The sequence below is a fragment of the uncultured Alteromonas sp. genome (genome assembly GCF_963976965.1).
Lineage (GTDB): Bacteria > Pseudomonadota > Gammaproteobacteria > Enterobacterales > Alteromonadaceae > Alteromonas > Alteromonas naphthalenivorans.
Genome location: NZ_CAXBMP010000006.1, coordinates 76,611 through 101,055, shown reverse-complemented (window position 1 = coordinate 101,055; position 24,445 = coordinate 76,611). Strand labels below are relative to the sequence as shown.

General features: G+C 45.1%; 21 protein-coding genes. 19 read left to right on the top strand and 2 right to left on the bottom strand.

Annotation, left to right across the window (positions count from 1 at the left end; all coding sequences use genetic code 11):
* Positions 1 to 176 precede the first annotated feature (176 nt).
* From sufB to der, 16 genes are all read left to right on the top strand, one after another.
* Positions 177 to 1,613: a Fe-S cluster assembly protein SufB gene (sufB, locus tag AAC006_RS06995; protein WP_126873136.1), complete on the top strand. Its 1,437-nt coding sequence runs from the start codon at positions 177 to 179 to the stop codon at positions 1,611 to 1,613.
* A gap of 3 nt (positions 1,614 to 1,616) precedes the next feature.
* The gene (sufC, locus tag AAC006_RS06990) at positions 1,617 to 2,378 is read left to right on the top strand and encodes a Fe-S cluster assembly ATPase SufC (protein ID WP_013783276.1); all 762 of its coding nucleotides are present in this window, start codon (positions 1,617 to 1,619) and stop codon (positions 2,376 to 2,378) included.
* The gene (sufD, locus tag AAC006_RS06985) at positions 2,375 to 3,631 is read left to right on the top strand and encodes a Fe-S cluster assembly protein SufD (RefSeq protein WP_013783277.1); all 1,257 of its coding nucleotides are present in this window, start codon (positions 2,375 to 2,377) and stop codon (positions 3,629 to 3,631) included. Before sufC ends, sufD begins: the two co-directional genes overlap by 4 nt.
* A complete protein-coding gene (locus AAC006_RS06980) occupies positions 3,628 to 4,845 on the top strand; it encodes a cysteine desulfurase (RefSeq protein ID WP_339890983.1) in 1,218 nt (405 codons plus the stop codon). Before sufD ends, AAC006_RS06980 begins: the two co-directional genes overlap by 4 nt.
* 9 nt (positions 4,846 to 4,854) lie before the next feature.
* On the top strand, positions 4,855 to 5,211 hold the full coding sequence (locus tag AAC006_RS06975) for an iron-sulfur cluster assembly accessory protein (protein ID WP_013783279.1): 357 nt from the start codon (positions 4,855 to 4,857) through the stop codon (positions 5,209 to 5,211).
* Positions 5,212 to 5,234: 23 nt separating this feature from the next.
* Positions 5,235 to 5,768 (top strand): putative Fe-S cluster assembly protein SufT, encoded by a 534-nt coding sequence (gene sufT, locus AAC006_RS06970; RefSeq protein ID WP_013783280.1) that lies wholly within the window; start codon positions 5,235 to 5,237, stop codon positions 5,766 to 5,768.
* A gap of 16 nt (positions 5,769 to 5,784) precedes the next feature.
* On the top strand, positions 5,785 to 6,195 hold the full coding sequence (locus tag AAC006_RS06965) for a SufE family protein (protein ID WP_013783281.1): 411 nt from the start codon (positions 5,785 to 5,787) through the stop codon (positions 6,193 to 6,195).
* Between the two features lie 212 nt (positions 6,196 to 6,407).
* The gene (gene ndk, locus AAC006_RS06960) at positions 6,408 to 6,839 is read left to right on the top strand and encodes a nucleoside-diphosphate kinase (protein WP_013783282.1); all 432 of its coding nucleotides are present in this window, start codon (positions 6,408 to 6,410) and stop codon (positions 6,837 to 6,839) included.
* 481 nt (positions 6,840 to 7,320) lie between these two features.
* Positions 7,321 to 8,439 carry a bifunctional tRNA (adenosine(37)-C2)-methyltransferase TrmG/ribosomal RNA large subunit methyltransferase RlmN gene (locus AAC006_RS06955; protein WP_013783283.1) on the top strand — a complete coding sequence of 373 codons (1,119 nt, stop codon included), beginning with the start codon at positions 7,321 to 7,323 and terminating at the stop codon, positions 8,437 to 8,439.
* Positions 8,440 to 8,463: 24 nt separating this feature from the next.
* The gene (pilW, locus tag AAC006_RS06950) at positions 8,464 to 9,492 is read left to right on the top strand and encodes a type IV pilus biogenesis/stability protein PilW (RefSeq protein WP_339890980.1); all 1,029 of its coding nucleotides are present in this window, start codon (positions 8,464 to 8,466) and stop codon (positions 9,490 to 9,492) included.
* Positions 9,493 to 9,500: 8 nt separating this feature from the next.
* Complete coding sequence (locus tag AAC006_RS06945) at positions 9,501 to 10,568, top strand: RodZ domain-containing protein (RefSeq protein WP_339890978.1); 1,068 nt, start codon at positions 9,501 to 9,503, stop codon at positions 10,566 to 10,568.
* A gap of 8 nt (positions 10,569 to 10,576) precedes the next feature.
* Positions 10,577 to 11,695 (top strand): flavodoxin-dependent (E)-4-hydroxy-3-methylbut-2-enyl-diphosphate synthase, encoded by a 1,119-nt coding sequence (gene ispG, locus AAC006_RS06940; protein ID WP_339890977.1) that lies wholly within the window; start codon positions 10,577 to 10,579, stop codon positions 11,693 to 11,695.
* Between the two features lie 77 nt (positions 11,696 to 11,772).
* On the top strand, positions 11,773 to 13,053 hold the full coding sequence (hisS, locus tag AAC006_RS06935) for a histidine--tRNA ligase (protein WP_013783287.1): 1,281 nt from the start codon (positions 11,773 to 11,775) through the stop codon (positions 13,051 to 13,053).
* Between the two features lie 12 nt (positions 13,054 to 13,065).
* Positions 13,066 to 13,686 carry a tetratricopeptide repeat protein gene (locus AAC006_RS06930; RefSeq protein WP_013783288.1) on the top strand — a complete coding sequence of 207 codons (621 nt, stop codon included), beginning with the start codon at positions 13,066 to 13,068 and terminating at the stop codon, positions 13,684 to 13,686.
* Between the two features lie 31 nt (positions 13,687 to 13,717).
* Positions 13,718 to 14,974: an outer membrane protein assembly factor BamB gene (gene bamB / locus AAC006_RS06925; RefSeq protein ID WP_083820133.1), complete on the top strand. Its 1,257-nt coding sequence runs from the start codon at positions 13,718 to 13,720 to the stop codon at positions 14,972 to 14,974.
* Between the two features lie 163 nt (positions 14,975 to 15,137).
* Positions 15,138 to 16,583: a ribosome biogenesis GTPase Der gene (der, locus tag AAC006_RS06920; RefSeq protein ID WP_129739505.1), complete on the top strand. Its 1,446-nt coding sequence runs from the start codon at positions 15,138 to 15,140 to the stop codon at positions 16,581 to 16,583.
* A 151-nt stretch (positions 16,584 to 16,734) separates the two neighbouring features.
* Here the strand turns inward: der and AAC006_RS06915 are convergent, their stop codons facing one another.
* Both AAC006_RS06915 and xseA read right to left on the bottom strand, forming a co-directional pair.
* Positions 16,735 to 17,961 (bottom strand): hypothetical protein, encoded by a 1,227-nt coding sequence (locus AAC006_RS06915; protein WP_339890974.1) that lies wholly within the window; start codon positions 17,959 to 17,961, stop codon positions 16,735 to 16,737.
* Positions 17,962 to 17,971: 10 nt separating this feature from the next.
* Positions 17,972 to 19,327, bottom strand: coding sequence for an exodeoxyribonuclease VII large subunit (xseA, locus tag AAC006_RS06910; protein WP_339890973.1), 1,356 nt, complete (start codon positions 19,325 to 19,327; stop codon positions 17,972 to 17,974).
* Between the two features lie 100 nt (positions 19,328 to 19,427).
* Between xseA and guaB the strand changes: the two genes are divergently transcribed.
* The 3 genes from guaB (at position 19,428) to AAC006_RS06895 (ending at position 24,361) form a co-directional block, all read left to right on the top strand.
* Positions 19,428 to 20,897 carry an IMP dehydrogenase gene (gene guaB / locus AAC006_RS06905; RefSeq protein ID WP_339349211.1) on the top strand — a complete coding sequence of 490 codons (1,470 nt, stop codon included), beginning with the start codon at positions 19,428 to 19,430 and terminating at the stop codon, positions 20,895 to 20,897.
* 97 nt (positions 20,898 to 20,994) lie between these two features.
* Entirely contained in the window at positions 20,995 to 22,572 is a 1,578-nt protein-coding gene (gene guaA, locus AAC006_RS06900) for a glutamine-hydrolyzing GMP synthase (protein ID WP_339890971.1), read from the top strand.
* A gap of 166 nt (positions 22,573 to 22,738) precedes the next feature.
* Positions 22,739 to 24,361: a methyl-accepting chemotaxis protein gene (locus AAC006_RS06895; RefSeq protein ID WP_339890969.1), complete on the top strand. Its 1,623-nt coding sequence runs from the start codon at positions 22,739 to 22,741 to the stop codon at positions 24,359 to 24,361.
* Positions 24,362 to 24,445: the final 84 nt, after the last annotated feature.

The window sequence follows — 24,445 nt, the reverse complement described above, 5'->3', positions numbered from 1 at the left end:
CTCAGGTATTATATAATACGGCTCCAAAATTTTAGGCTGTCTAGATATTCGATAGGAATATCGCAAATACGTTTTGGCAAATACGTAAGTAGCTAAAACGGCAACGTGACTTACTGGCAAGACCGAGAGGCCAGTAGTGAAGGCAGCGAACGCAGGCAAACAAGTGAGATCCCAACATGAGTGAACAGATCGAACAGGCGTTAGAAAGAAAGTACGATGCTGGATTTTATTCAGAGATCGAATCTGAGACTTTTGAAAGTGGCCTCGACGAGTCAGTAATTCGCCGTATTTCAGCAATGAAAAACGAACCAGAGTGGATGCTAGAGTGGCGCTTAAAAGCGTATCATTCATGGCTTGAAATGGAAGAGCCTGATTGGGCCCACGTCGACTACCCTAAAGTTGACTATCAAGCCATTTCTTATTACTCAGCGCCAAAGAGTATGAAAGATAAGCCTCAGTCACTTGATGAAGTTGATCCTGAACTACTGCGTACCTACGAAAAGTTAGGTATTCCGTTGCATGAACAAGAAATGCTTGCGGGTGTTGCTGTGGATGCGGTATTTGACTCAGTTTCAGTGGTAACGACTTTTCGAAGCAAGTTAGAGGAAGCGGGCGTTATCTTTTGCCCTATCTCTGAAGCACTTGTGAAATACCCAGATTTAGTGAAAAAGTACATCGGCTCGGTAGTACCGCGCACCGATAACTACTTTGCCGCACTAAACAGCGCGGTATTTACCGATGGGTCATTTGTTTATATTCCTAAAGGCACACGCTGCCCTATGGAGCTTTCTACGTATTTCCGTATAAATGAAATGAACACCGGTCAGTTTGAACGTACGTTAATCGTTGCCGAAGAAGGCAGCTATGTAAGCTACCTAGAAGGCTGTACTGCGCCTCAGCGTGATGAAAACCAATTACACGCTGCTGTGGTTGAATTGGTTGCTATGGATGATGCCACTATTAAGTACTCTACAGTACAAAACTGGTACCCAGGTGACGAAAACGGTAAAGGCGGTATTTACAACTTCGTGACTAAGCGTGGTATTTGCCATAAAAACGCAAAAATTTCTTGGACTCAGGTTGAAACCGGTTCAGCGGTTACGTGGAAATATCCAAGCTGCGTGCTTAAAGGCGATAACAGTGTAGGTGAGTTTTACTCAGTGGCGTTAACCCGTGGTAGGCAGCAAGCCGACACCGGTACCAAAATGATTCACCTTGGTAAGAACACGCGCTCTACCATTATCTCTAAAGGTATTTCAGCGGGTAACAGTAACAATGCGTATCGTGGATTAGTGCAGATGGGCCCTCGTGCCGATGGCGCGCGTAACTTCACAGAGTGTGACTCGCTGTTAATCGGCGATAAATGCGGCGCACATACGTTCCCATATATCGAAAGTAGAAATCCAAGTGCCATTGTTGAGCACGAAGCAACAACGTCGAAAGTAAGCGACGAGCAGTTGTTTTTGTGCCAGCAACGTGGTTTAGACACAGAAAAGTCCGTTTCCATGATTGTTAACGGTTTCTGTAAAGAAGTATTCAAAGAGCTGCCGATGGAATTTGCCGTAGAAGCCGGCAAGCTGCTCGAAATTAGTCTTGAAGGTTCAGTGGGGTAATCAATGCTTAGTATCAAGAATTTACATGCCAGCGTAGAAGAGAAAAACATCATTAAAGGGCTTAACCTAGAAGTTAAGCCAGGTGAAGTACACGCTATCATGGGCCCTAACGGTGCCGGAAAGAGTACCCTTGGTTATGTGCTTTCTGGCCGTGACGGCTATGAAGTTAGCGAAGGTGAAGTAACACTGAACGGTAAAGATTTACTCGATTTAGAAGTGGAAGAACGTGCCCGTGAAGGTTTGTTCTTGGCGTTTCAATATCCAGTAGAAATTCCAGGCGTAAGCAACATGGAATTCATGAAAGAGTCTGTCAACGCCATGCGTGAACAGCGCGGCGAAGACCCGCTTACTGCTGCAGAGTTTTTAAAGAAAGCGAAAGAAGCCTGCAAGCAAGTGCAATTGCCACTAGATTTCTTAAAACGTGGTGTTAACGAAGGCTTCTCTGGTGGTGAGAAAAAACGTAACGAAATCATGCAAATGATTTTGTTAGAGCCAAAGCTTTGTATTCTTGATGAGTCTGACTCAGGCTTAGACGTTGATGCACTTCAAGTGGTTGCTGATGGTGTAAACAGCCAACGTGATGGTGAACGCAGCTTTATCGTAGTGACTCACTACCAGCGTTTGCTTGATTACATCAAACCTGACTTTGTACACATTCTTGCTGATGGCAAAATTGTGAAAAGTGGTGATGCATCTCTGGCACTAGAAGTAGAGAAAAGCGGTTATGCCTTCTTAGGTAAAGCCTACGAGGAGGCTGAAGCATGAGTCAATGGCTAGAACAGGTCATTGATGGGGCAGCGCTAGATGATTATCTGGCGCCCGTGCGTCAGCAGGCCTTAACACAATTAAAAAACGATGGTTGGCCGAAACGCCGCAACGAAAGCTGGATCAATACGCCACTTACGCCCGTTGAAAAGCGTAACGTTGCTATTGCTACTCAGGCTGACAGCGTACCTGTGCCAAACATCGATAACCTAAACGCGTTAGATATCGTGTTTGTCGATGGTGTGTTAGTTACGCAAATTAACACGCTAGACGTGCCAGAAGGCATGGCAATTACATCGCTAAATGTTGACGATGCGGCTACACAGCAAGCCATTGCAAGTGTGTTCGGACAAGTGAAGCCAACACGCCATTTATTTGGTCGCGTTAACGATGCACTTTGTCAGCACGGTGTTTTCATTAATGTGGCAGATGGCGCAAAAGTAACCAAGCCTATTCGCATAGTGAATTTAGCGACTAAGAACGTGGATGCCCATACTCGCGTATTGGTTAAGCTAGGTAACGCATCAAGTGCGGTTATCATTGAACAAGGTTCAGGTGATACCGATAGCCTTACCACCGCATTTGCTGAATACGATATTGCTGACGATGCGCACTTAGAGCACTACCGCTTTGCTATGTTCACAGGCAGCGCCAAGCAACTTGGTGGTAGTCACTTTATGTTGCACGACCGCTCAACCTTAAATAGCACCCTAGTGGGCTATGGCAGTGAGTTGTCTCGCTTAGATGTAGATATGCATCATGCCGGTGAATTTGCTAACGCTAAAATGAACGCGATTTATTTGTTGGCTGAAGGTGAGTTATTTGACTTACATTCAACCATTGAGCACGCCATGCCTAACGGCACCACAGAAGAAAATGCACGTGGGATTGTGGGTGATAAAGCGCGCGCTGTGTTCAATGGCCGTATTCACATTCACCGTGACGCACAAAAGACCTTGGCAGAGCTTAACAACCGTAACTTATTGTTGTCTCGTCGCGGTGTTATCAACACCAAACCTGAACTTGAAATTTATGCTGACGACGTGCGCTGTGCTCACGGTGCAACAGTGGCAGAAATTGAAGGTGAAGCGCTTTATTACATGCTGACTCGCGGCGTACCGCGCAGTAAAGCCTTGGTGATGTTGAACTTTGGTTTCATTCAAGAGCTAATTAACGATATGCCAAATGCGGCTATCCGCGATTGGTTACTTCCTGTGCTAAGCGAGCGCTTTGCACACATGGAGGTTAAATGAGCTTAGACGTTGCTGCGCTTCGCGCCCAGTTTCCAATCCTTGCTAAAACGGTAGATGGTAAGCCACTGGTTTACCTCGATAATGCGGCGTCAACACAAAAGCCACAAGTGGTGATTGATGCCATTGTCGATTTCTATACGAACACCAATGCAAACGTGCATCGCGGCGCTCATCATTTATCTGATGAAGCAACCCGTCGTTATGAAAATGCGCGCACGAGTGTAGCGGGCTTCATTAACGCCAATGCGCGGGAAGAAGTGATTTGGACCAGCGGGACCACTGAAGCCATTAATATTGTGGCTAACGGGTTGGGGCAGTTGCTTCGCGAAGGCGACCAAGTCATGGTGACAGAACTAGAGCACCACGCGAACTTGGTTACGTGGCAGCAAGCGTGTCGACGTTCAGGCGCAACATTAAATATTGTGCCTGTGTTCGATAACGGCGAGCTCGATATCGACGCTTTCGATAGACTCTTAACACCTAGCACCAAAATGGTAGCGTTTCCGCATGTATCAAATGCATTAGGTACGGTTAACCCTATTAAACTGCTAACGGAAAAAGCGAAAGCAGTAGGTGCATGGGTGTTAGTGGACGGCGCGCAGGGCATTGCTCACGGCGGCGTTGACGTACAAGACATAGGTTGCGATTTTTACGCTTTCTCTGGGCACAAGCTATTCGGACCTACTGGTATTGGTGTTTTATGGGGCCGTAAATCGGTGCTAGAAGACTGGCCAGTATGGCAAACCGGCGGTGAAATGATTAAAGACGTGTCTTATCATGAGGCCACATGGGGCGAATTACCGAATCGCTTAGAAGCGGGTACGCCTAATATTGCGGGCGCTATTGGTTTAGGTGCTGCTGTTGACTGGTTTAAAAATCTTGATATGGCCGCATTACATAACCATGAACAAGCACTATTAAGCTACGCCACTGAACAAGCACTTGCCTTTGAAGGTATGCGTTTAATTGGCACTGCGCCTAATAAAGTTGGTGTTTTAAGCTTTTTATTAGACGGTGCGCACCCTGGTGATGTTGGGTTTATTCTTGACAGGCAAGGCGTAGCAATAAGAACGGGCGATAACTGTGCTCAGCCGCTGATGAAGCGCTTTGGTATTCCAGGCACTGCTCGTGCATCGTTCTCAATTTACAACACGCTTGAAGAAGTGGACAGCTTATTTGCTGCACTTAAGAAAGCGAAAATGATGTTGGCCTAAGGAGGCACTATGAGTGTTGAAACATTTGTTCCTAGCACAAAGCTTATTACCTTGAGCGACAGCGCCATTAAGCATTTTGAAAGCAAGCTTAAAGACAAGCCGGGTCAGTTAATTCGCTTGTCTACCCGTGTAAGTGGCTGTACCGGTTATGCATACGAACTTGATTTTGCTGATAGCGCGAAAGACGGCGACGAAATCGTAGAAATTTCACCAACCCTTCGTGTTGCGGTATCAGAAGATGCTGCCGAGCTAGTACGTAGTACAGAAATTGACTACGTAACTGAAGGCGTGAACGGCATTATTAAGTACAACAACCCGAATGTGGTTGATGAGTGTGGTTGCGGCGAAAGCTTCAACGTTGGCTAACTGCAATATTAAGAAGTTATAGCATGAAGCAGAAGATGGTGGTGACAGAACGAGAGTGTAAAGCACGTCTTGTTCCCGCAGGAAACCCTGCAACCATACCAGAAGGTGAGTTTGTTACGATCACGCAAGATTTAGGCGGAAACTACACGGTTACGTGGCGTGGCAATATGTACCGTATTGACGGCACCGATGCCGATGCAATTGGCCGTAAAGCCCAAGTACTTAACTTCGCTGAGCCCGAAGATGGCAAAGTGAGTGAACAGCAGGTGTGGGATGCGCTTGAAACTATCTTCGACCCTGAAATACCGATTAACTTAGTATCGCTAGGGCTTATCTATAAGGTTAACGTTAATCAAGATAGCGGCGAAGTTGATATTGATATGACGCTAACTGCGCCAGGTTGTGGCATGGGGCCGGTATTGGTAGGCGATGTTGAATATCGTGTAGCACTCGTTCCCTTCGTTACGGCTGTAAATGTAGAGTTAGTATTTGACCCAGCGTGGTCAAGAGAAATGATGAGTGAAGAAGCGCAGCTAGAAGCGGGCCTTTTCTTTTAATAACACAGGATTATTCATGGCATTACCCTCTACTGAAGAAATAATTGATGATTTAGCGTTTTTCGATGATTGGGAACAGCGCTATCAATATATTATCGATTTAGGTAAATCTGTGCCTGGTTTGCCAGAAGACAAGCGCACGGCAGACAGACTGGTAAAAGGTTGCCAAAGCAGTGTGTGGCTGGTTGAATCTTACGACAATAACCTAATTACCTTCGAAGTAGACAGTGACGCAGTGATTGTTCAAGGCTTATTAGCGTTAGTTTTGGCGGCTTATAATAATAAATCGCCGAAAGATATTCTTGAATTTGATATTGATGGCTATTTCGAAGCGCTAGATTTAGAGCGCCATATTACGCCGACGCGTGGAAATGGTCTTCGTGCAATCGTGTCTAAAATTCAGCATCTTGCTAAAGAAAACAGTTAGTTAGATAAAAATTGGTGGCGGGCGTTAGGTAAAGTTAAAAGTAATATGCGTCCAAAACCAAGTGCGTCATAAACGCTGTCATAATAGTGTCACCGTTATCACGTGTAGTAGAGCACCATGGGGTGTTGAAATCGCCGCTGGTCAAGCCGTTAATAATTGCCTATAATTCGCGGCCAAAAATTCATAAGACTTAAATTTGTTTGGAGAAAACAATGGCTCTAGAGCGTACTTTTTCGATTATCAAGCCTGATGCGGTAGCTAAAAACGTTATCGGTGCAATTTACAACCGTTTCGAATCTGCTGGTCTTCGCATCGTGGCATCTAAGATGATCCACATGAGCAAAGAACAAGCTGAAGGTTTCTACGCAGAACATAAAGAACGTCCTTTTTTCGGCGCTCTAGTTGATTTCATGACATCTGGCCCAGTAATGGTTCAGGTTCTTGAAGGCGAAAACGCTGTTGTTAAAAACCGTGAAATCATGGGTGCAACTAACCCAGCTGATGCTGCTGCTGGAACACTTCGTTCTGACTACGCTGCTTCAATTGATGAAAATGCATGTCACGGTTCTGATGCACCAGAATCAGCTGCACGTGAAATTGCTTACTTCTTCTCTGAAGAAGAGATTTGTCCTCGTACGCGTTAATCGCAAACGACCGAATCTAAAAAACGAGGCTTCGGCCTCGTTTTTTGTTTCTGTAAGTCTATTTTTTCAGCTTTATTGTCCGGCCTCTAGTTTTGGCTAGCTTCGTCAAGAAGCCGCAACAATGTAGCAAGTTACACCCTGTATTTAGTCTGTGGGTTACGCTTTTTCTACTTGAACAAGTATGGTAATATCCGCGCAAATTTTGAACGGCTTTGGTCTATGACTTTTGACCGTTTTGGGCGTAACGTTTTTCTTAGCAGTATTGCTTCTGCTTACGTCCTACAAGTGAACGGCTTTTCACTACTTTTGCTTTAAGAGTAACTCGTTATCTAGAGGCTCTCGATAGAGGCTCATGAAGCTTTAGCTTTATAACCCAAGTAGATTTAGAGCAGCATGGATTCGAACCTCCTAATGTCCGTTCGCGTCATCATATTAGCAGTACAAGGCAATAGCCTTGAATAGGTAAAAGGGTCATCATTTTATGGCAAAGACAAATTTGTTAAATCTTAATCGCGAAGGCTTGCGTAATTTCTTCAAAGAAAAAGGAGAAAAACCATTTCGTGCCGATCAGGTAATGAAATGGATTTATCAGCAGGGCGAAAGCGATTTTGAGAAAATGAGCAACCTTAATAAAAATCTGCGCGCTATGCTGATAGAGCACTGTGAAGTGAAAGCGCCAGAGATTGCCTATTTCCAAGAAGCTAGCGATGGCACCATTAAGTTTGCGTTAGCGCTTGAGGGCGGTCAGGAAGTGGAAACGGTATGGATCCCAGAAGCTGACCGTGCAACGCTGTGTGTATCGTCACAAGTAGGCTGCGCCCTTGAATGTACGTTCTGCTCTACCGCTCAACAAGGTTTTAACCGTAATTTGAGCGTGAGTGAAATTATAGGTCAAGTATGGCGTGTAGCCACTTTTCTTGGCTTATCAAAAGATACCAGCAAACGTCCTATTACTAACGTAGTTATGATGGGCATGGGTGAGCCTTTGCTTAACCTTAAAAACGTGGTGCCAGCCATGAACATTATGTTAGATGATTTTGGTTTTGGCCTATCTAAGCGCCGCGTAACGTTAAGTACCTCAGGTGTTGTACCTGCACTTGATATGCTGGGCGATCAAATTGACGTGGCCTTGGCGATTTCATTACATGCGCCAAATGACGAGCTGCGCAATGAAATTGTACCAGTGAATAAAAAATACAATATTGAAGCCTTTTTGGCTGGCGTACGCCGTTATCTTGAAAAATCGAAAGCTAATCAAGGTCGAGTGACGGTTGAATACGTTATGCTTTCACATATTAACGACAGCACCGACCAAGCGCATGAATTAGCGAAAGTATTGAAAGATACACCGTGCAAAATAAACTTAATTCCATTTAACCCTTACCCGGGTTCACCGTACCTTTGTTCAAGTAATTCGCGTATCGATAGATTCTCAAAAGTTCTTATGGATTATGGGTTTACCACTGTTGTACGCAAAACACGAGGCGACGATATCGATGCGGCTTGTGGGCAATTAGTAGGTGATGTTGTAGACAGAACTAAGCGATTATTAAAAAAACAGGTGAAGGGCGAAGCGATTTCGGTAAAAATGGCCCAATAATCATTAAGATATTAGGGTAATAACATGCGAATAGGATTGATAGCAGCTGTAGTCTTTTTAGCGGGGTGCGTAAGCAACTCGCAACCTGGGAGTTACAATAGTAACTTTGACCGCCAGGAAGCTGCTAAAACTCGTATGTCTTTAGGGTTAACCTACCTTAAAAACAATAATTATAAACAAGCTAAAGTGAATTTAGACCAAGCGTTGGAGTACGATCCGCGTTCGGCTGAGGTCAACTATGCAATTGCTTACTACTATCAACTGGTAGGGGACGTTAAGCGAGCAGATGATCTCTATCAAACGGCAATGTCGTTAGCACCATATAACGGTGATATCGCAAACAGCTATGGCGCGTTTAAGTGTCAAGATGGTGATTACGAGGACGCTAAGGAGTATTTCCTTAAGGCCGTGAGTAATCAACAATATGCTAATTCAGCAGAAACTTACGAAAATCTCGCCTTATGTGCACAAAGCCAAGGCAATGTTGATGATGCTATTACCTACTTTCAAAGTGCACTTAAACACCAGCCCTTGCGTGCTAAAAGTTTATATTTACTGACAGAGCTTTATATTGCCACCGAGCAGTGGACATCAGCGAAGTACACGTTAGACAAGTACCAACGCGTTGCTAAACCTTCTCCCGATTCCTTATGGTTGTCCTTTGAAATACACCAAGGAACAAACGACTGGGAAGGGGCAAAAGAAGTAGGGTATAAATTATCAACCTTATTTCCTGACAGCCCGTATTCAGCGGAATATAAGAATATATTAGCGCAGCATACTCCACAGGTTGAACGAAAAGTAAAAGGGGAAGATACTAATGCTGATACAGTATCTAACTCAGCACATGGTAAAAAAGAATCAAAAACGGGATTGTCTTCCCAGCAAGCGCAATTCCACATAGTAAAGGCGAACGAAAACCTTTATCGTATTTCTCTAGAGCATAACATTAAAATTACCTCGCTGAAGGAGTGGAACAACATTGAAAATGCTGGCTCGATTTTTGCCGGTATGAAGCTTTGGTTAGTACCACACAACATGCAAGGGGAATAGGAAGTCGAATGGTGTCAGAACAACAAACGACTGAAGAAGCAGGTTTAGCACAAGAATCTACCGTGCCAAGCCCAGGTAAAATGCTTCAAGAGCGACGGGAATCGCTAGGGCTAACGCAGCAACAAATTGCTGATAAGCTTTTCTTGAAAGTCACTCAAATCAATGCCTTAGAAGAAGATTCTGTGGATAAAACCACCTCTATTACTTTTACAAAAGGCTACGTAAGAAACTACGCAAAACAACTAGGATTAAATGCCGAACATGTTGTTGCTGCCTTCGAGCAATATCATACAAGTGTAGAACCACCGGCCAAACTGCAGAGTTTTTCTCGTCGTGTCGCTAAACAGACACACGATGATCGCTGGATGATGGTTACCTATATTATTTTATTGCTGATAATCGGTGGCATTGTAGCGTGGTGGGTTCAACAACCTAGTGATGAAGCTATCGTTGAAGCGCCTAATCTTGAAAAAATTAAAGAAGAAGCTGCAAACACCCCCATTCCTCAAGCAACTAACCGCACTAATTCGGGTGTGTTAACCGGCGGGAGTACTAATACAGCTACAAGTACTAATACGGGCACTGATACGCAGAGCACAGTGCTTCCTCAATCTATCGATGGTAATAGCAACGTAAACAATAGCGTTGTGCCTTCACCATCCAATAATCAAGGTAATAGCAGTTATACAGATGATGAAAGCTTACCGCCTTCTGCAGGTATTAATGAAAGTAATAACCTGACTGCATTGGTGAGCGATTCCGACTCCGGTGAAATCCGCTTAGGTAGCCAAGTTGCTAGCAATTCGTCGAGTTCAGGTAGTCAAAGTGGGGCAGTGCCCATATCGATGACATTTACCTTTGACGATGATTGTTGGGTGAACATAAAAGACGCAACCGGTGAGGCAATTGCTTACGGTGTTAAGCAATCTGGCCGTGTTATGGAAATTCAAGGTGTGCCTCCTGTTGCAGTTACACTCGGCAAACCGGATAATGTACGTATATCAGTTAATGGCGACCCCGTGGATATCACGGCCTTTCAAAACGGCCAGATAGCGCGATTCTCGCTTCCTATGTAGGTAATTAGATGTTTGCAGAAAGTCCTATCAAACGCAGAAAGTCCACGCGTATTAATGTAGGTAGTATTCCTATTGGCGATGGTGCACCCATTGCCGTTCAATCTATGACGAATACTCGTACCACTGATGTGGCTGCGACGGTCGATCAAATTAATCGTATTGTTGCCGTAGGTGGTGAGATTGTTCGTGTTTCCGTACCTACCATGGACGCTGCTGAAGCATTCAAGGAAATTCGTAAACAAGTAAGCACGCCATTGGTCGCTGATATTCATTTCGACTATCGCATTGCGCTTAAAGTGGCCGAGTACGGTGTTGATTGTTTGCGAATTAACCCTGGTAATATTGGCAATATGGAACGAGTACGTTCCGTGGTTGATTGTGCCAAAGACAAAAATATCCCCATTCGCATTGGCGTAAATGGCGGGTCGCTAGAAAAAGACTTACAAGAGAAATATGGCGAACCTACGCCTGAAGCTTTGGTTGAGTCGGCTATGCGACATGTAGACATACTCGATAAGCTTAACTTCGACCAATTCAAAGTGAGTGTAAAAGCCTCTGATGTGTTTCTTGCGGTGGGCGCTTATCGACTATTAGCGCAGCAAATCGATCAACCACTACATTTAGGTATTACTGAAGCGGGCGGTCAACGTGCGGGTGCAGTAAAAAGCTCTGTGGGTCTAGGTATGCTTTTGGCAGAAGGTATTGGTGATACTATTCGTATTTCACTGGCTGCCGATCCGGTCGAAGAAATTAAAGTGGGTTTCGACATTCTAAAGTCGCTCCGAATCCGCTCTCGCGGCATTAACTTCATCGCGTGCCCGAGTTGTTCAAGACAAGAGTTCGATGTTATCGGTACGGTAAACGCGTTAGAACAACGCCTTGAAGATATTCTAACGCCTATGGACGTTTCTATTATCGGCTGTGTCGTGAATGGTCCTGGTGAAGCTGAGGTATCAGACTTAGGTTTAACCGGCGCCAGAAACATGAGCGGTTTATACGAAGATGGTAAGCGTGTGAAAGAGCGATTAGCCAACGATGACCTTATCGATAAGCTTGAAGCAAGAATTCGTGCTAAAGCAACCCGTATGAGCGAAGCCAACAAAATACAGGTATCGGTGAAAGACTAAGCCTGTACGATTGTTGTTTATCTACAAAGCCCCTATAATGCGGGGCTTTTCACTATTTAGCAGTATGAGAATTTCACGTGGCTAAGACTATTCAGGCAATTCGCGGAATGAATGATTGCCTGCCGGAAGTATCCGGTACATGGCAGAAAGTAGAATCTGTACTCCGTCAAGTGGTGGCCAGTTATGGCTATCAAGAAATTCGCACGCCTATTGTAGAGAGCACTGACTTGTTCAAGCGCTCTATTGGCGAAGTGACCGACATTGTCGAAAAGGAAATGTATACCTTTGAAGACAGAAACGGCGACAGTTTAACCCTTCGCCCTGAAGGTACTGCCAGCACAGTGCGTGCCGGTAATGAGCATGGTTTGTTATATAACCAACAGCAGCGCTTGTGGTACATGGGGCCAATGTTCCGCCACGAACGTCCTCAGAAAGGTCGTTATCGCCAATTCCACCAGTTCGGTGTTGAAACCTATGGCCTTGATGGCCCCGATATCGATTTGGAAGTCATTTTATTAAGCGCTCGACTATGGAAAGCGTTTGGTATTGAAAAGCACGTTACCTTGCAAATTAACTCATTAGGTTCAAACGAAGCCCGTCAGGCCTATCGTGAAACTTTAATTAGTTATTTGAAAGAACGCGCAGATAAGCTTGATGAAGAATCGCTTCGCCGGTTAGAGTCAAACCCACTTCGTGTACTTGATAGCAAGAACCCGAATGTGCAAGCAGCCATTGCTGATGCGCCGTCATTGCTTGATCATTTAGATGAAGAATCTAAAACTCACTTTGACAGCTTATGTGAACGCTTAACACAAGCAGGTATTTCATTTGAAATTAACCCTCGCTTAGTGCGTGGGCTGGATTATTATAATCGCACCGTTTTTGAGTGGGTAACCGAAAGCTTAGGTTCACAAGGCACAGTCTGTGCGGGCGGCCGATATGACGGTTTGGTAGAACAGCTAGGCGGAAAAGCCACACCTGCGGTAGGTTTTGCTATGGGTATGGAACGTTTAGTACTTTTACTTACCACATTAAGTGAAGACGCATTAGATACTAGTAGTGCTGATGTGTATGTTACCGCGATGGGCGATGATGCTCAGGCTTATGCCTTGGAAGTATCAGAACACCTTCGTGACACCTTGCCTAATGTACGGGTGATGATGCACTGTGGCGGCGGAAACTTTAAAAAACAATTAAAACGCGCTGACAAAACAGGGGCACGTTTTGCCTTGTTGTTAGGGTCACAAGAAATGCAATCACGTGAAGTAGCAGTAAAGCCGTTACGTGATGGTCAAGAGCAACAGACAATCGCTTTTAATGCGTTGTCGAGCACTATTGCCGACCTGCTGAACGCATAATAAGAGGAAATCATGGAACAATTCGCAACAGAAGATCAACAAGTAGAAGCGATTAAACGCTTTTGGAAAGAGCACGGTACCGCCATTATTGTTGGCGCAGCATTGGGGCTAGGTGGCCTTTGGGGCTGGCGTTATTACTCTGATACGCAGATGGCAACCAAAGAAGCGGCATCAGTGGAATACCAAAATGCAGTTGAAACCTATGGTGAAGAAGGTAGCGCAGATAAAATTACCGCCTTTATTAACGCAAACGAAGACTCAGGCTACGCCAGTGTTGCTAGCCTTTTGGCAGCAAAACAAGCTGTAGATGCTGGCGATTTTGACGCCGCTGCATCACACCTAAACCGTGTGGTTACCTTTGCTGAAAATGAAGAATTAAAAGCGCTAGCCGCTATTCGTTTAACACGAGTACAAATTGAAATGAACCAGCTAGACGCAGCGTTGTCTACGCTAGGCAATATTACGAACGAAGCATTTGCTGCTGAAGTATCTGAACTGAAAGGTGATGTATATCAGCAACAAAGTAAATTTGATGATGCTCGTTTAGCCTACTCAGGTGCGCTTGAAAAAAATGCCAACAACCCGTTATTGCAAATGAAGTTAGACAACTTAGCCGTTGCTGCGGGCCAATAAGCTGGTACATAAAAATAAAGAGGTAAGCAATTTGTTTCACAATACGTGTGGCCGTAAGGGCCGATTTGCTCGGGCGATGGGCATGGCATTGGCCATTTCTGTAACGCTTTCTGGTTGTTCTACCGTCTCTGATTGGTTTGCAGATGAAGAAGAGCTCGAAATTCGCCGTTTGAAACCAATCGATGCGAAGTTTACGCCTTCAGTAAAATGGGACAGAGACATCGGCGACGGTGTTGATCATTATTTCTCTCGCCTTCGCCCAGTGTATGCTTACGAAAACCTTTATGCCGCTGACCGCCATGGCAGTGTTGTGGCTATGAACCCAGAGAACGGTGATGTTTTATGGGAACGTGACTTCGCCGTATTCGAAGGTGACGGCTGGTGGGACTCTATTGCACGCCTTTGGCGTAGTGGAGCAAGTGCGCGTATTGGTGGCATTTCCGTTGCCGACAGATTGTTATTTGTAGGCACAGAAAACGGCGTTGTAATGGCACTTGATTACGAAACCGGCGAAACCAAATGGGAAGCGTCTGTTCCTGGTGAAGTGTTAGCGGCGCCTTCTGCTGACGAAGGTATTTTAGTTGTTAATACTGGCGCGGGTACTTTGTTTGGCTTTGATACTCGAACTGGTGAGCAGTTATGGCGACATGAAGGCGATACACCGCCATTAACCCTTCGTGGTATTTCTGGCCCTGTAGCGGCAAACGGCGGCGCCTTGATAGGAACCCCTACGGGTAAGTTGCAAGTTAACTTACTTGAGTCAGGTATTCTTGCTTGGGAAACAGTTATTGCCACGCCAACGGGCGCGACAGAGTTAGAGCGTATTGTTGATCTTGATACCACCCCCGTGCTTTTTGGTGGCACCATTTATACGGTTTCTTACAATGGTACGCTGGCAGCAGTAGAGCTGCGCAGTGGTCGTATTATCTGGAAGCGTGAGTACGGTTCGTATCGCAACCTAAGCATTGAAGGAAACAGTATTTTTGTTGTAGATAACAACTCTAATATTTATGCCCTAGACAGACGAAACGGTGTAGAGCTTTGGTCACAAGGTAGCCTGAAGTCTCGTTCTGTCACTGCGGCAACCCCAGTGGGTGAGCATATTGTTGTTGGTGACAACTGGGGTTTCGTTCATTGGATTGAACAAGAAACTGGCCAAATAGTGGCTCGCGTTGATGTAGGCGGCGATGATGAAGACGATGCTATATACGATGCACCATTAAACGTTGACGGTGTGGTAGTAACCATGACCCGTAACGGCGTAGTGGCAGCCATTTCTACGTTATAGCCTGTTCAACAACATAATTTGTTGGATTGTTGGTCTAATATCTTCTGTTAGGCTGACGCATCATACCTAAACAGGTATAATGCCCAATCACACTCTGACCGCAAGTAAGCTATGCTTACTTGCGGTTTGTGTTTTTTAGCTTTTTTCCTTTAGGATTTGATACATGTTGCCCGTTGTTGCTTTGGTAGGCCGCCCTAATGTGGGTAAGTCCACCTTGTTTAATCGTTTAACTAATACACGAGATGCGCTGGTCGCTGATTACCCAGGGCTTACCCGTGACCGCAAGTACGGTCAGGCTAAGTTTGAGCAGCGTCAATTCATCGTGGTGGATACCGGCGGTATCACGGGTGACGAAGAAGGTATTGATGCTGAAATGGCGCAGCAGTCACTTTTAGCCATTGAAGAAGCCGACGTAGTCTTATTACTTGTTGATGCCAGAGCAGGCCTACTACCTGCAGATCAAGGGATCGCTGACCATATTCGTCGCCTCAACAAAAAAGTGTTTGTTGTTGCAAATAAAGTCGACGGCATTGATGGCGATAGCGAAAGCGCTGACTTTTACGCGCTGGGCTTAGGCACGGTTAAGCAAATCGCCGCGGCTCATGGACGTGGTGTAAGCCAGTTGCTTCAAGATGCTCTAGTGCCACTTGAAGCGTCTTTTCCTGACATGCGTATTGTTGAAGAAGTTCAAGAAGAAGAGATTGATGCTGAAGAACAGCTTAAGCGTCTTCAAGAGCAGCCTATTAAGCTGGCCATTGTTGGAAAGCCTAACGTAGGTAAGTCTACGTTAACGAATCGTATTTTAGGTGAAGAACGGGTTGTCGTTTTTGACCTTCCAGGTACCACCCGCGATAGCGTTTTCATTCCAATGGAACGTGACGACCGTGAATATATTCTTATCGATACCGCTGGGGTTCGCAAACGCAGAAAAGTGAATGAGGCGGTTGAAAAATTCTCTATCGTTAAAACATTGCAAGCGATTGATGAAGCTAACGTTGTGCTGATGATTATTGATGCCCGAGAGGGCATTACCGACCAAGACTTAAGCTTACTCGGCTTTGTGTTAAATTCAGGTCGCTCTCTGGTTATTGCCGTGAATAAGTGGGATGGGTTGAGCACAGATATTAAAAACGATATCAAACGAGAACTCGATCGCCGTCTTGGTTTTATCGACTTTGCACGTCTGCACTTTATTTCTGCAATGCACGGCACCGGTGTAGGTAACTTATTCGAATCTGTACAAGAAGCTTACCTAAGCGCCACTAAGCGTATTAATACTTCCATGCTTACCCAAATTATGGAAATGGCTCAAGATGACCATCAGCCGCCGCTAGTTCGCGGTCGTCGTGTTAAAATGAAATATGCACATGCTGGTGGTTATAACCCGCCTGTCATTGTTATTCACGGTAACCAAGTTGATGATTTACCTACGTCGTACAAGCGCTTCTTGATGAACTACTTCCGTAAAGCGCTTCAGGTGATGGGCACGCCTATACGCATCGAATTTCGGGAAGGGGCTAACCCGTTTGAAGGTAAAAAGAACAAGCTTACGCTTACTCAAGAACGTAAACGCAAGCGTTTACTGTCTTATCATAGTAAGAAAAAGTAACACTTAACCGGAAAAAGCTTGGTAACTAAGCGTTTTGGGCAATGGCGATATGCAGGTTTGAAACGTTATTATTCCAAACATATAAAAAGGTCGGCGCTATTATTAGCGCCGACCTTTTTGGTTTTATGTGGGGTGTGCTTCACGCGTTTATTTACTTGAGCATGGCGCGAACTTGCTGCATAAGCATAGATTCTTCTGGCACTGTGATATGTGCAATGAGTTCGTGGGCTAAGTTGTCAGAGAAGTCACTAGGGAAGGTGGTGGCCACTTTCACTATCTTATCTTTGCGCGTAAATACATAGGTTGTCGCGAAAATAGGATCGTCTACTGCTGACTCAGCTTTAAGCGCTAAGCGCCACCCATTGGCAAAACCTACTACATTGAAAGGGGATATCGGCTGGGCTTGAGACAAGGTTAAATTACGCGCGTGGGCAACGTGGTCAGCTTTGTTCCAATCTTCGTCTAATTGTTGGTGAAGAAAAGCGTCGGTGCGGGCTGAGTTTTCAGTATTAGCAGTGCTGGCCGTTTCCCTTTGATTACTTGGCGTATTCGTGTCGAGTTTAGCCAATATGGGATAAACCGTTACATCAACTAACGCATCTTCAAAGAAAGGGTGGGTATACCTGGTAATTGAGCCTTTGAAGGGGTCGGGGTACAGCTGAGTATCAAGTCTGGTGAAATCACCCAAAGACTCCGGCACACTTAGATGGTTGCCGTAATCGCTCGCGTTTAACGCATGATATAAAAACTCTGGGGTGAACAGCCCGTTTTCGGTAGCATGTTTATACCACGATAGTAGCGGTTCTATGGCTTTCTTTGTTGCCGTTTCATTGCTATTCACCTGACTGCTAATAACCAAAGAATCAATCTCTATTCCTCGCCATTGCAGTGTTAATTCAGTGAAGTGTTTCTCTTCGTTTAGTTCTTCGTTTAGTTCTTCGTCTAGTTCTTCATCTAGCTCTTCACGTAGCGCCTCACTAAGCGCTCTACTCATAGTGGAAGTTTCATCTTGCTTAGCCACGTTGGCAATAAGTAGTTCGTAGTCTGAGTCATTACCAAAAGGCTTAATCTCAGTAAACCAAGACTTTGCTATCAGTGCGGAGATAAATGCTTCTGGGGTAATAGTATCTTCAATACAATCCTGAGTAGTCTCTGTATCGCCACAGGCATCCCAAAGGGTTTCACTGGGGTAAGTAGAAAAGACCGCCAGAGAAACTGCTATTGCAGGAACTTCAGGCGCAGGTGCCGATAAAGATGAGGGTTCAGGCAACACCGGTAACTCAGATAATACTGCTTGTTGTTGACCATAAACTGCCGGAGCGCATAAAGAGGCTAGCGCAAGTAGCAACCAGCCCGAACGCGAAAAAATAGGAAACAAAGGCCAACCTTTATTGATGACGACGAATTTCCACTATTTTACTGGTTATTTCTCCATCAGTCACTCGAGACATAAGTATATCGTTTTCTTTAACGGTATCTACAGAGGTAACTGCCTCTCCGTTTGACATCGTAATACTGTAGCCTCGCGACAATGTAGAAAGCGGACTAACCGACTGCAATAAACCCACTTTTGCAGCAAAAGCTTGTTGTTTACTATTTACTAACTGCTTCATGTTGTTACATAGCGCTTTATGGGTTTGTATCATGCGCGCTTTAGCTTGATTCACACGCTCTGTGGGGTTTTGTCGCGCTAAGCGATTATCGACAGACTCAAACCGTTTATTTTCGATAGCGAGTTTATTGTTAATAGCATGGCTTAAGCGCAATTGTAGTCTGTCGAGGGCTTGCCACTGATTTTGTATTTTGCTTTGCGGATGCACTGACTGCAAACGTTGGTGCTGAAGTTTATGTTGCTGAGCTAAATGACTAAGTTTTTGCAGCATGGCACGGGTTAAGCGCTGCTTATATTGAACTAAGCTCTCGCTGAGCGCGTTCGTATCTTGGCTTAATATTTCAGCAGCCGCCGAAGGGGTCGGGGCGCGTACATCGGCAACAAAATCAGCAATAGTAAAATCAACTTCATGCCCAACGGCGCTGATTAACGGTAATTGCGACTCGGCAATTTCTCTAGCAAGGTTCTCATTGTTAAAACACCATAAGTCTTCTAACGAGCCACCACCACGGGTTAGCAAGAGTGCATCTACTTCATTTCGTTGATTCGCAGTGCGAAGGGCGTTAATGAGTTGATTAGGCGCGGTTTCACCTTGCACCATAGAAGGGTAAACAATGACTTCAGTTTGTGGACTACGGCGTTTCAATACACTCAGTATGTCATGCAGTGCCGCGCCTGTTGATGAGGTAATAACACCAATTCGATTAATAACCTCAGGCATGGGGCGCTTGCGGTCAACACTAAATAAGCCTTCAGCGTTGAGTTTTGCTTTTAACGCTTCATAGGCTTGCTGCAAGGCACCTTCGCCATCGCTCTCCATATGCTCTATGATAAGTTGGTAGTCGCCACGTGCTTCGTAAATACCTACAGATGCCCTTACGAGCACCTTATCGCCTTCTTTCGGGCGCTGTTTCACAGCACGATTCGTATTTTTAAACATGGCAGCACGCACTTGTGCCTTGTTATCTTTTAACGTGAAATACCAATGACCGGAAGCGGCACTCACAAAATTAGATATTTCAGCGGATAACCATATGAGTCCTACCTCGCTTTCAAGCACCGTTCGAGCGAGCCGATTAAGCTTAGTAACTGTTAAAATTTGTCGCGATGTAGAGGGTGAAGATGTAAACATAAGAAAAAATCGTCTGGTTTAATAAAATAGAGTTTACCTGAAATCTAAAAAACACTACAATTGCGCCGCAATTAACCCTCAACTGAATAGGTGTTGTTGCATGCTACGAATCATCCAAGAAGCCCTGACGTTCGACGATGTGTTGCTGGTTCCCGGCCACTCGACAGTTCTTCCACATACTGCCAAACTTCAAACTCGTCTAACTCGTGGTGTCACGTTAAATATCCCTATGGTATCTGCAGCGATGGACACCGTCTCTGAAGCACGCCTAGCGATTGCACTTGCTCAAGAGGGCGGCATCGGTTTCATTCACAAAAACATGGAACCTGCGCAGCAGGCAAAACATGTTCGTGAAGTGAAAAAGTACGAAAGTGGCGTGGTTTCAGACCCCGTTACGGTTGCTAAAGACGCCACTATCGGCGAAGTTATTACCCTTTCTAAGCGTCTAGGTTACTCTGGTTTTCCGGTAACCGATCATCAAAATAATTTAATTGGTATCGTGACTGGTCGAGATTTACGTTTCGAAAAGCGCCTAGAACTACCAATCAGTAATGTTATGACGGGTAAAGACGACCTTGTTACTGTTAAAGAAGGTGCAAGTTCAGACCAAGTACTCGATCTTATGCATGAACACCGCATTGAAAAAATTCTTGTGGTTGATGATGCGTTCAAGCTTACTGGTCTTATTACCGTTAAAGATTTCCAAAAAGCAGAAAACAAACCGAATGCCTGTAAAGATTCATTGGGTCGGTTACGTGTTGGTGCAGCAGTTAGCGTTGGGCCAGGTACTGATGAGCGTATTCAGCTTTTAGTTGAAGCCGGTGTAGATGTTTTACTTATCGATACCTCTCATGGTCATTCACAAGGTGTTATTGATCGCGTTAAGAAAGTACGTACTGACTATCCTGATGTACAAATTATTGCGGGTAACGTTGCAACCGGTGATGGAGCAAAAGCACTGGCCGATGCCGGCGTTGATGCAGTTAAAGTTGGTATAGGCCCAGGTTCAATTTGTACTACTCGTATAGTGACCGGTTGTGGTGTACCACAAATTACTGCGGTATCGGACGCTGTTGATGCACTTGCAGGTACTGATATTCCGGTTATTGCCGATGGCGGTATTCGATTCTCTGGTGATATCGCGAAAGCGCTTGCTGCTGGCGCAAGCTGCGTAATGGTAGGTAGCATGTTAGCGGGAACAGAAGAAGCGCCAGGTGAAGTTGAGCTTTATCAAGGTCGTTACTTTAAATCGTATCGCGGTATGGGTTCACTAGGTGCAATGAACCAAAATCACGGTTCATCTGATCGTTACTTTCAAGAATCAAATAATGCAGAAAAGCTTGTGCCTGAAGGTATTGAAGGCCGCGTAGCCTATAAAGGGCCTATTGCGAATATCATCCATCAGCAAATGGGCGGGCTACGCTCAGCCATGGGCCTTACCGGTTGTGGCAGTATTGACGAGCTTCGTACAAAAGCGCAGTTTGTTCGTGTTACCTCTGCAGGTATGGGCGAGTCACACGTTCATGATGTTAGCATTACTAAAGAAGCGCCAAACTACCGTCTAGGCTAGATTCACGACAAGTTATATTTATATATACAGCGCATTGAGAGGCGGGTAGCTTCCCGCCTTATTGCCGCCTTCGTTCTATTATAAAACGGGTAAAAACATGACCACAAATATCCACGACCAACGCATTCTTATTTTAGATTTTGGTTCACAGTACACGCAGCTTATCGCACGTCGTGTACGTGAAATAGGCGTTTATTGTGAGCTTTGGGCTTGGGACGTGACCGAAGAGCAAATTCGAGAATTTAATCCACAAGGGATTATTTTATCGGGCGGCCCTGAGTCAGTAACAGAAGAGAATTCGCCTCGCGCTCCTGAATACGTATTCGAAGCTGGCGTGCCTGTTTTTGGTATTTGTTACGGTATGCAAACCATGGCAGCGCAACTGGGTGGTGGTGTTTTAGGCTCAGACAAGCGAGAGTTTGGTTATGCGCAAGTAGAGATTATTAAACCAACGTCTTTACTTAGTCATATTGAAGATAGCATTGGCGAGAATGGCAATGCGTTACTTGATGTATGGATGAGTCACGGCGATAAAGTTGCCGCTGTACCTGCTGGGTTCGAAACTATTGCGCAAACAGCCTCTTGCCCACACGCTGCTATGTATAACGAAGAAAAGCAGTTTTACGGTGTTCAATTTCACCCTGAAGTTACCCACACTAAGCAAGGTATGCGTTTGCTAAGCCACTTCGTCATGGATGTGTGTAAGTGCGAAAAGTTATGGACTGCCGATGCCATTATCGAAGATGCCATTACGCGTATCCAGAAGAAGGTAGGCGATGATCGCGTTATTCTCGGTCTATCGGGTGGTGTCGATTCATCGGTTACTGCCATGCTGCTTCATCGTGCTATTGGTGAAAACCTTACCTGTGTGTTTGTAGACAATGGTTTGCTTCGCTTAAACGAAGCTGACCAAGTGATGGAAATGTTTGGCGACCACTTCGGTCTTAATATTATCCGTGTTGACGCTGAAGAGCGCTTCTTGGGGCGTTTGAAAGATATTGAAGATCCAGAGCTCAAGCGTAAAGCGATTGGTAATGAATTCGTTCGTGTATTCGACGAAGAAGCTGGAAAACTGGCCAATGCGAAATGGCTAGCGCAGGGCACTATCTACCCTGATGTTATTGAATCAGCCGGTTCAGCAACAGGTAAAGCCCATGTGATTAAGTCTCACCACAATGTTGGTGGCTTGCCAGAAGATATGGCGCTAGGTTTGGTTGAGCCATTACGAGAATTGTTTAAAGATGAAGTACGTAAAATCGGTCTTGAACTCGGTTTACCGTACGACATGCTTTATCGCCACCCATTCCCAGGGCCTGGTCTAGGTGTACGTGTGCTTGGTGAAGTGAAAAAAGAGTATTGCGATTTACTACGTCGCGCAGACGCTATTTTCATTGAAGAATTATATAACGCCGATTTATATCAGAAAGTGAGCCAAGCTTTTACCGTATTCTTGCCTGTACGCTCTGTGGGCGTAATGGGCGATGCCCGCAAATACGATTGGGTTGTATCACTTCGCGCGGTAGAAACAATCGACTTTATGACTGCTCACTGGGCGCACTTGCCTTACGACTTCTTAGGTAAAGTGTCGAATCGTATTATTAATGAAATTGATGGTATTTCCCGCGTCGTTTACGACATATCGGGTAAACCCCCAGCTACGATTGAGTGGGAATAAAAAAAGGCCGAAAGGCCTTTTTTTTTGACTATAATTCTTTCGTATTAATGCGTATTTAAAGGTATGCAGAGTGATACGTTACCTGTAATGTTTTTGTCATTAACATATCATTTAATGGCGGCGTTTCACGATTTTCGAATTTTCATTAGACTAAAGGTTAACCGCTGTGTTCAATTATACCAGTATCAGTCGATTGGTCATTACCCCTGTGCTTGCGAGCTTATGTTTATTGGTTTTTTTAAACGCCGCATCTATTTATAAATCTTTTTCGCTGTTGAGCAGTTTCGAATCACTCGAGCATACACTTGTTCAGGCAGAACGAGACGTTAACGCAACCTTAAATACCTTTAAAACCCAAGTTCAGGAGTGGAAAAATACACTGCTGCGAGGGCACAACGACGACGACCGCGAAAAGTACTGGTCTCGCTTTCAAAAGCGGGAAGCTGAGATAAAGCTGCAATTTAGTCAAATGTTGGCGAACCCTGTAGTGAGTGAGAAAGCCAAATCGGATATTCGAAAATTCCAAACAGCGCACGCCTACATGGCTGAAAAGTATCGAGAAGGCTATGCGGCCTTCATAGCATCGGGTTTAGACCCGAAAGTAGGGGATAGCTACGTTCGTGGTATTGACCGTGAACCTGCGAAACTACTTGAAAGTATTGCAGATGAAATAGCACATCAATCTGAGCTAGCCATTACTGATTTGAAAAACGGTACGCGAAGAATGTTATGGCTGATTTTGCTTGCTGCTATCGCGCTGTCACTGCTATCTGTTACTTATGTAATTAGTCGTCTTCGTACGCAGGTAATTAACCCTACCCGTGAAGTGGCTGCATGCATTTCTAATCTAGCTACCAGTCAGTACGATTACTCGCTGACGTATGCAAGTGGGCATGAGCTTGGCATTTTGGCTGACTCTGCCAGAGCATTACAAAGCAAGTTAAAAGCCTCGGTTACCCAGTTGCATCAAACCGAATTAGAAATGGAGCGTGCTTTTGTTGCCCTTGGCGATGTGGGGCAGTCAATAATGGATGGTGCGGTAGAGCAGCGCGATGCTTCACTCTCTTTAGATGCCACCACAGATAAATTAAAAGGGATAGTGCAGAACTTGGTCGCCATTACCGACCAAGTGGCTGTGGCCACCAAAAATTCACAGGATAACGTAGCAAGTTGTTATTCAACTTTTGAGCGGGCGAATGCTGGGTTTAAACAACTAGCAAAAACGGTAACAGAGTCGAGTGACATTGTAAGCGACCTACAAAGCCGTAGTAAGAATATTCTTAAAGTGGTTAATGTTATCAATGAAATTGCCGATCAAACCAATTTATTAGCTTTGAATGCGGCAATTGAAGCCGCTAGGGCAGGGGAGCACGGTAGAGGTTTTGCCGTGGTGGCTGATGAAGTACGGGCGTTGGCAGCGAAAACACAACAGTCAACGAAAGAAATAAACGATATTCTCAGCAGCTTTGAAGCAGAAGCCCATGGAGCCGTACTAGCCATGGAAGAAGGTAAACAGCTTTCAGACAGCAATGCGGCTGAAGCAGGCACCGCATTACAAACCTTAAATAATGTGGTTGAAGATATTAAGGAAACGGCCAGTGTGGTGGTAGCACTTAATCACGCCGCAGACGAGCAAGAGACAGTGTTGTCGCAGGTGGAAAGTATTATTGCGAACGTGGTGGCATCATCTGACCGCTATCATAAATTGGCACAACGTGATGACATGGCACAGTCGATGAAAAGCATGTCAGACAATGTGGAAAAAGTGGTGAACAGTTTAACCCGCTAATGCATGATATTGCGTATAATAAAACGGAGTCAGTTTAAGTGCGTGCTCCGTTTTCATAAACTCACTGGGGTTTTCGCCGCAAAT